General features: G+C 69.9%; 6 protein-coding genes. 4 read left to right on the top strand and 2 right to left on the bottom strand.

Going from position 1 to position 6,643, the window contains the following annotated elements; genetic code table 11:
* Window positions 1-499 (top strand): prolipoprotein diacylglyceryl transferase family protein (locus tag VFF46_RS30980; RefSeq protein WP_325040779.1); only part of this gene is annotated, 499 nt, incomplete at its 5' end.
* Window positions 500-552: 53 nt separating this feature from the next.
* The gene (locus VFF46_RS30975) at window positions 553-1,221 is read left to right on the top strand and encodes a VIT1/CCC1 transporter family protein (RefSeq protein WP_325040778.1); all 669 of its coding nucleotides are present in this window, start codon (window positions 553-555) and stop codon (window positions 1,219-1,221) included.
* A 110-nt stretch (window positions 1,222-1,331) separates the two neighbouring features.
* Here VFF46_RS30975 and VFF46_RS30970 read toward each other — a convergent pair whose 3' ends face one another.
* Window positions 1,332-2,357, bottom strand: a complete 1,026-nt coding sequence (locus VFF46_RS30970) for a 1-aminocyclopropane-1-carboxylate deaminase (protein ID WP_325040777.1) — start codon at window positions 2,355-2,357, stop codon at window positions 1,332-1,334.
* Between the two features lie 26 nt (window positions 2,358-2,383).
* Here VFF46_RS30970 and VFF46_RS30965 point away from each other — a divergent pair, with 26 nt between their 5' ends.
* Window positions 2,384-3,166, top strand: coding sequence for a hypothetical protein (locus VFF46_RS30965; protein ID WP_325040776.1), 783 nt, complete (start codon window positions 2,384-2,386; stop codon window positions 3,164-3,166).
* Here VFF46_RS30965 and VFF46_RS30960 read toward each other — a convergent pair.
* Window positions 3,103-3,909 carry an aminoglycoside phosphotransferase family protein gene (locus VFF46_RS30960; protein WP_325040775.1) on the bottom strand — a complete coding sequence of 269 codons (807 nt, stop codon included), beginning with the start codon at window positions 3,907-3,909 and terminating at the stop codon, window positions 3,103-3,105. The genes VFF46_RS30965 and VFF46_RS30960 overlap by 64 nt on opposite strands.
* Before the next feature lie 242 nt (window positions 3,910-4,151).
* Here VFF46_RS30960 and VFF46_RS30955 point away from each other — a divergent pair.
* On the top strand, window positions 4,152-6,643 hold a 2,492-nt coding region (locus VFF46_RS30955; protein WP_325040774.1), incomplete at its 3' end, for a glutamate synthase central domain-containing protein.

Here is a 6,643-nt window from a genome sequence, read left to right as displayed (position 1 = left end):
GCTCGGCCACGGCCGCGCGTTCTTCCTGTACGCCGCCGCCTACACCGCGGGCCGCGCCTGGATCGAGAACCTGCGCATCGACACCGTCAACCACATCTTCGGCCTCCGCCTGAACGTGTGGACGGCCCTGATCATGTTCGTGCTCGCCGTCCTCGCCTTCATCATCAGCGCCCGCAAACGCCCCGGCCAGGAGTCCATCGCCTCCGGCCCGGCGGCTGGCAAGCCTGCCGACGGCGTGGCGGGTGACGCGGCCGACGGCGTGGCGGGTGACGCGGCCGACGACGCAGCAGGAGGTACTGGCGCCGGCGGTGCGCAGGATGCCGCCGCAGCTGGTGCGGCAGGCGACCGGGGCACTGGAGCCGGCGGGGCTGCCGGGCAGGCAGCTGCTGGTGGGGGTTCGGGGGCGAGTGGTGCAGCCTCGGCGGAGCCGGCCGGAGGGCCGGCTGCCGAGGCGGAGACGCCGGGGCCGACGCATCACAGTGGGCCGCGGTTGAAGTGAGTGAGTTTCCGCGGGTTTCGGCGGAGCATCAGGGGGATCATTCGCACCGTGACGTGACCGGCGGGTGGCTGCGGCCGGCGGTGTTCGGGGCGATGGACGGCCTGGTGTCGAACTTCGCGCTGATCGCCGGCATGGACGGGGGTACGAGCTCCGGCTCGAAGTTCATCGTGCTGGCCGGCCTCGCGGGACTCGCGGCGGGGGCGTTCTCGATGGCGGCGGGGGAGTACACCTCGGTCGCCTCCCAGCGCGAACTCGCGCACGCCGAGATCGAGGTCGAACGCGGCGAGATCGCGAAACACCCGATCGACGAGGAGATCGAGCTCGCCGAGACCTACCGCGCGAAGGGCCTCGACCCGGACCTGGCCGGCAAGGTCGCCAAGCAGTTCCACACGAATCCGGACCAGGCCCTCGAGGAACACGTCCGCGAAGAGCTCGGCATCAACCCCTCCGACCTCCCGAACCCGGTCGTCGCCGCCGCGTCCTCGTTCATCTGCTTCGCCCTCGGCGCCTTCGTCCCGCTCCTGCCGTACCTGCTCGGCGCCCTCAACGTCATCCCGTCCCTGATCCTCGCCCTGACCGCCCTCTTCGTCTGCGGCGCCGTGGTCTCCCGCGTCACCACCCGCTCCTGGTGGTACTCCGGCCTCCGCCAACTCCTCCTCGGCGCCGCGGCCGCGGCCCTCACCTACTCCGTCGGCACCCTGGTAGGACCCGGCATCGGCTAGGCGCTCGCGCCCGTAGTTCCTTGGGGGTCCACCCATCGGAGGCAGGGTTTGCGCCCAAGATCGCGGGCGAGAACCCTGTATCTGGGGCGCCGGCCCACGAAGCGCGACCACTAAGCGATCGGCTGGGATTGGGTGAACAGGCCGCTGTACGCGTTCAGGGCGGGTTGGCCGCCGAGGTGGGCGTAGAGGACGGTGGCGGTTCTGGGGATGTCGCCGGTCCGGATCAGGTCGATCAGGCCGGCCATCGACTTTCCTTCGTAGACCGGGTCGATGATCATGCCTTCGAGCTGACCGGTCAGCCGGATCGCGTCGAGGGTGGACTGCACCGGTACGCCGTACTCGTCGCCGGCCCAGCCTTCCAGGACGGTGATCTCGTCGGCGCGGAGGTCGCGGCCGAGGCCGATCAGGTCCGCGGTGTTGCGGGCGATCCGCTCGACCTGGTCGCGGGTCTCCTGGAGCTTGGCGCTGGCGTCGATGCCGATCACCCGGCGCGGGCGGTCCTGGCCGGCGAATCCGGCGATCATCCCGGCGTGGGTGGAGCCGGTGACCGAGCAGACAACGATCGTGTCGAAGAAGATCCCGAGCTCCTGCTCCTGCTGCGCGACCTCGTCCGCCCACCCGGCGAACCCGAGCCCGCCGAGCCGGTGGTCCGAGGCGCCGGCCGGGATCGCGTACGGCGTACCGCCGCGCGCCTGCACGTCCGCGAGGGCCTGCTTCCAGCTGTCCTTGAACCCGATCCCGAACCCGGCCGGGTCGAGCCGTACCTCGGCGCCCATGATCCGGCTGAGCAGGATGTTGCCGACCCGGTCGTTGAGCGCGTCCGGCCAGTCGACCCAGTTCTCCTGGACCAGCACGGCTTTCAGCCCCACCTTGGCGGCGACGGCGGCGACCTGGCGGGTGTGGTTCGACTGGTAGCCGCCGATCGACACGAGCGTGTCGGCGCCCTGCGCGAGCGCGTCCGGGATCAGGTACTCCAGCTTGCGCGTCTTGTTGCCGCCGTACGCGAGGCCCGAGTTGCAGTCCTCGCGCTTCGCCCAGATCTTCGCGCCGCCGAGGTACGACGACAACCGCTCCAGCGGGTGCACGGGGCTCGGGCCGAACAGCAGCGGGTACCGCGGAAAATCGCTGAGTGCCATGGTGTTCCTCCACTAGGGTCGGCGGGATGTTTCCCGGCGCGATCGACGTCCACCCGGCCACGTACCTCGACCAGCTAGGCACCATCTTCGCCCGCTTCGCTCCCCAGGACTCCGGCAACATCTCGTACGGCGTGCAGACCGGAACCGCCCGCTACTTCGTGAAGACCACCGCCGAAGCCCCCGACGCCTACCTGAACCTCACCGACCGCGTGAAACTCCTCCGCAACGCGGTCGACCTCGCACGTTCCGTCGCACATCCCGCCCTCCCTGCTCTGCACACCGTGATCGAGTCACCGACCACCCCACTCCTCGTCTACGAGTGGCGCGACGGCGACCTGCTGGGCGACCCAACCACCCGCGAGCGTTTCCGGGCTCTTCCCACCAGAGAGATCGTCGCGGCTCTCAACGCCCTGTACGACCTGCACGCGGCCCTCGACGCCGCCGGCTGGGTCCAGTGCGACTTCTACAACTCGTCGATGCTGTACGACTTCCCGGCCCGGCGGCTCACCGTCGTCGACCTGGATCTGTACCACCGCGGCCCGGTCCGCAACACCATGGGCCGGATGTTCGGCTCCAGCAGCTACATGGCACCCGAGGAGCACGTCCTCGGTGCACCGATCGACTCCCGGACCACGGCGTACGTGATGGCACGCACAGCGCAACTCCTGCTGCCCGACGCGCCGCCACAACTGGCCGACGTCCTCATCGAGGCGACCACCGCTCGTTTCCCCAGCTATCCGGCCTTCTACGAAGCGTGGCTGACGGCCTCGTCGACGATCGGAGCCAGCCTTTCCAACCGCTCCACGTGATCGCCGGGCTCGGGCTGGCCCAACGCCCAAGCGGCCCGCGAAACACCTGTGTACGCCGCCACCAGCACCGCCCCGCACCGCGCTGCACCGTCCTCCACAACCGCGTCGAGCGGCGCGTCCGTGCCGAGCAGTAGATAACCGAGGTCGAACCCGGCAGGTCCCAGGCCGAACTGTTCCCAGTCGATCGCTACCACCTCGTCCCCGTCCCGGCCGAGAAGATTCACCGGATGGGCGTCACCGTGCGTCGGCACCCGCGGGAGGGCGTCCAGTACGTCCAACGCGGCCTCCCGCCGTCTCCACAGCTCCGCGATCGCAGGCGTCGACAACCCGCCCAGCGCCGCCCACCCACCGCGGCGCTCCACGGTCCGCAGGCGGTCCCGGAGTACGTCGCGAGCACCCCAGGCGGGCTCCGCCACCGAAGACGCCGCGAAACGCCCCAGAGCGGCCGCCAGCGCCTCCGGGGACCAGTCGTACGGCGGGGTGTAGGCCATCCGGAGCGTGATACCGTCCGCGTCCCGCTGCACGCCCGTACAGGCCGGCGCCCGCAGTCCCGGCGTACAGGCGACGACGCCGGACTCGGCGACCAGCGCCTGCCGCTCCCAGTAGGCGTGATGCCGCGGATCGGTCACGCCGGGCACTAGGCGTTTCACCACCTCCGCGGACGGCGTACGCCAGACCCCGCCGGTCGCCTGGCCGGTGCCGGCGGTGAGCGGTGTCCAGTCGGGGGAGGGCTGCCAGGACATGGGTCCGGCCTATCAGTCCCGGCAAGTGAATTTCCGGTGCCGTGGGTGGTTTGCGGAGCCGGTCGGCTGAGAAGATATGAGGCTAGTAGTGAGCGCTTGCTTACTGAGGGTCATCAAGGCGTTGCGCGGTGGACAGAAGGTCCATTTGGCGGGCGTCATGAGGTAGTCTCGGGACACCCGGCTTGGGCCAGTGTTGTCCCGCGGCCAGTTGTATTTGACCGTAGGACGACGGGAGCTCCTGGATGTTTGGTAGCCCGCCTATCTTCAGCCGACACCGCCCGAGCGAGGGACTCTACGACGGACAGCACGAGCACGACGCTTGTGGTGTTGCCTTCGTCGCGACCCTGACCGGTGAACCCAGCCACGACATCGTGGCCAAGGCCTTGACCGCCCTGCGGAACCTCGAGCACCGCGGCGCGTCCGGTGCCGAACCCGACTCCGGCGACGGCGCCGGCATCCTGATCCAGGTGCCGGACGCGTTCTACCGGAAGGCGTGTGACTTCGAGCTGCCGGCCCCGCACAGCTATGCGACCGGTATCGCGTTCCTGCCGGCCGATCCCGACGACGCCGCGAAGGCGATCGACCGGATCGAGGAACTGGCGGCCGAGGAGCAGTTGACGGTCGTCGGCTGGCGGGACATCCCGACCACGCCGGACCTGCTCGGCGCGACCGCGCGTTCGGTGATGCCGACGTTCAAGCAGCTGTTCGTGACCGCGAAGGTGGGCCGGGTGCTCGGCCTGGCGCTGGAGCGGATGGCCTTCCGGCTGCGCAAGCGCGCCGAGAAGGAGACCGCGACGTACTTCCCGTCGCTGTCCGGCCGGACCATCACCTACAAGGGGATGCTGACCACCGACCAGCTGGACAAGTTCTTCCCGGAGCTGACCGACCCCGACCTCGCCTCCGCGATCGGTGTCGTGCACTCGCGGTTCTCGACGAACACGTTCCCGTCCTGGCCGCTGGCCCACCCGTACCGGTACATCGCGCACAACGGTGAGATCAACACCGTCCAGGGCAACCGGAACTGGATGCGTGCCCGCGAGGCCCTCCTCGCCAGCGACCTGATCCCGGGTGACCTGGAGCAGCTCTACCCGATCTGTACGCCGGGAGCGTCGGACTCCGCGTCCTTCGACGAGGTCCTCGAGCTCCTGCACCTCGGCGGCCGTTCGCTGCCGCACGCGATGCTGATGATGATCCCGGAGGCGTGGGAGAACGCCACCACGATGGATCCGAAGCGGCGCGCGTTCTACGAGTTCCACTCGACGCTGATGGAGCCGTGGGACGGCCCGGCGTCGGTGGTCTTCTCCGACGGTACGAAGGTCGGCGCGGTGCTGGACCGCAACGGCCTGCGCCCCTCGCGGTACTGGGTGACCGACGACGGCCTCGTCGTACTGGCCTCCGAGGCCGGTGTGCTGGACATCGACCCGGCCACCGTGACCGAGAAGGGCCGGCTCGAGCCCGGCCGGATCTTCCTGGTCGACGTCGCCGCGCACCGGATCATCACCGACACCGAGGTGAAGAACGCGCTCGCGACCGAGCACCCGTACGACGAGTGGCTGCACGCCGGCCTGATCCGCTTCGAGGACCTGCACGAGCGCGAGCACGTCGTCCACAGTCACGCGTCCGTGACACGCCGCCAGCAGGTCTTCGGGTACACCGAGGAGGAGCTGCGGGTCATCTTGACGCCGATGGCGCGGACCGCGGCGGAGCCGATCGGCTCGATGGGTACCGACACCCCGATCGCGGTGCTGAGCGACCGGCCGCGGCTGCTGTTCGACTACTTCGCGCAGCTGTTCGCGCAGGTCACGAACCCGCCGCTGGACGCGATCCGCGAGGAGCTGGTGACCTCGCTGTCATCGTCCCTCGGCCCGGAGGCGAACCTGCTCAGCCCGAGCCCGGCGTCCTGCCGGCAGGTGGTGATCCCGTTCCCGGTGATCACCAACGACGAGCTGGCCAAGCTCCGGCACATCAACCTCGACGGCGACATGCCCGGCCTGGCCACCACGGTGCTGCGCGGCGTGTACGACGTGGAGGGCGGCGGCGAGGCGCTGAAGGCACGGCTCGACGAGCTGTGCGCCGAGGCGAGCGCGGCGATCAAGGACGGCGCCCGGATCCTGGTGCTGTCCGACCGGCACTCGAACGCCGACCACGCGCCGATCCCGTCGCTGCTGCTGACCGCCGCGGTGCACCACCACCTGGTCCGGGAGAAGACCCGGACCCAGGTCGGCCTGGTGATCGAAGCGGGAGATGTGCGCGAAGTCCACCATGTCGCGCTGCTGATGGGGTACGGCGCGGCCGCGATCAACCCGTACCTGGCGCTGGAGTCCGTCGAGGACCTGTGCCGCCAGGGCACGTACCTGCCCGGGATCGAGCCGGAGCAGGCGATCCGCAACGTGGTGAAGTCGCTCGGCAAGGGCGTCCTCAAGGTGATGTCGAAGATGGGCGTCTCGACCGTGGCGTCGTACACGGGTGCCCAGATCTTCGAGGCGAACGGCCTCGCGCCGGAGCTGGTCGACCGGTACTTCACCGGTACGTCGTCCAAGCTCGGCGGCGTCGGGCTCGACGTGATCGCCGAGGAGGTCCGCCGCCGGCACCTGCGCGCGTACCCGGCCGACGGCATCCTGCCCGCGCACCGCAAGCTCGAGATCGGCGGCGAGTACCAGTGGCGCCGCGAGGGCGAGCCGCACCTGTTCGACCCGGACACGGTGTTCCGGCTGCAGCACAGCACCCGCACCGG

Source organism: Kribbella sp., from assembly GCF_035655035.1.
Lineage (GTDB): Bacteria > Actinomycetota > Actinomycetes > Propionibacteriales > Kribbellaceae > Kribbella.
This window is presented reverse-complemented; position numbering and strand designations above follow the sequence as displayed.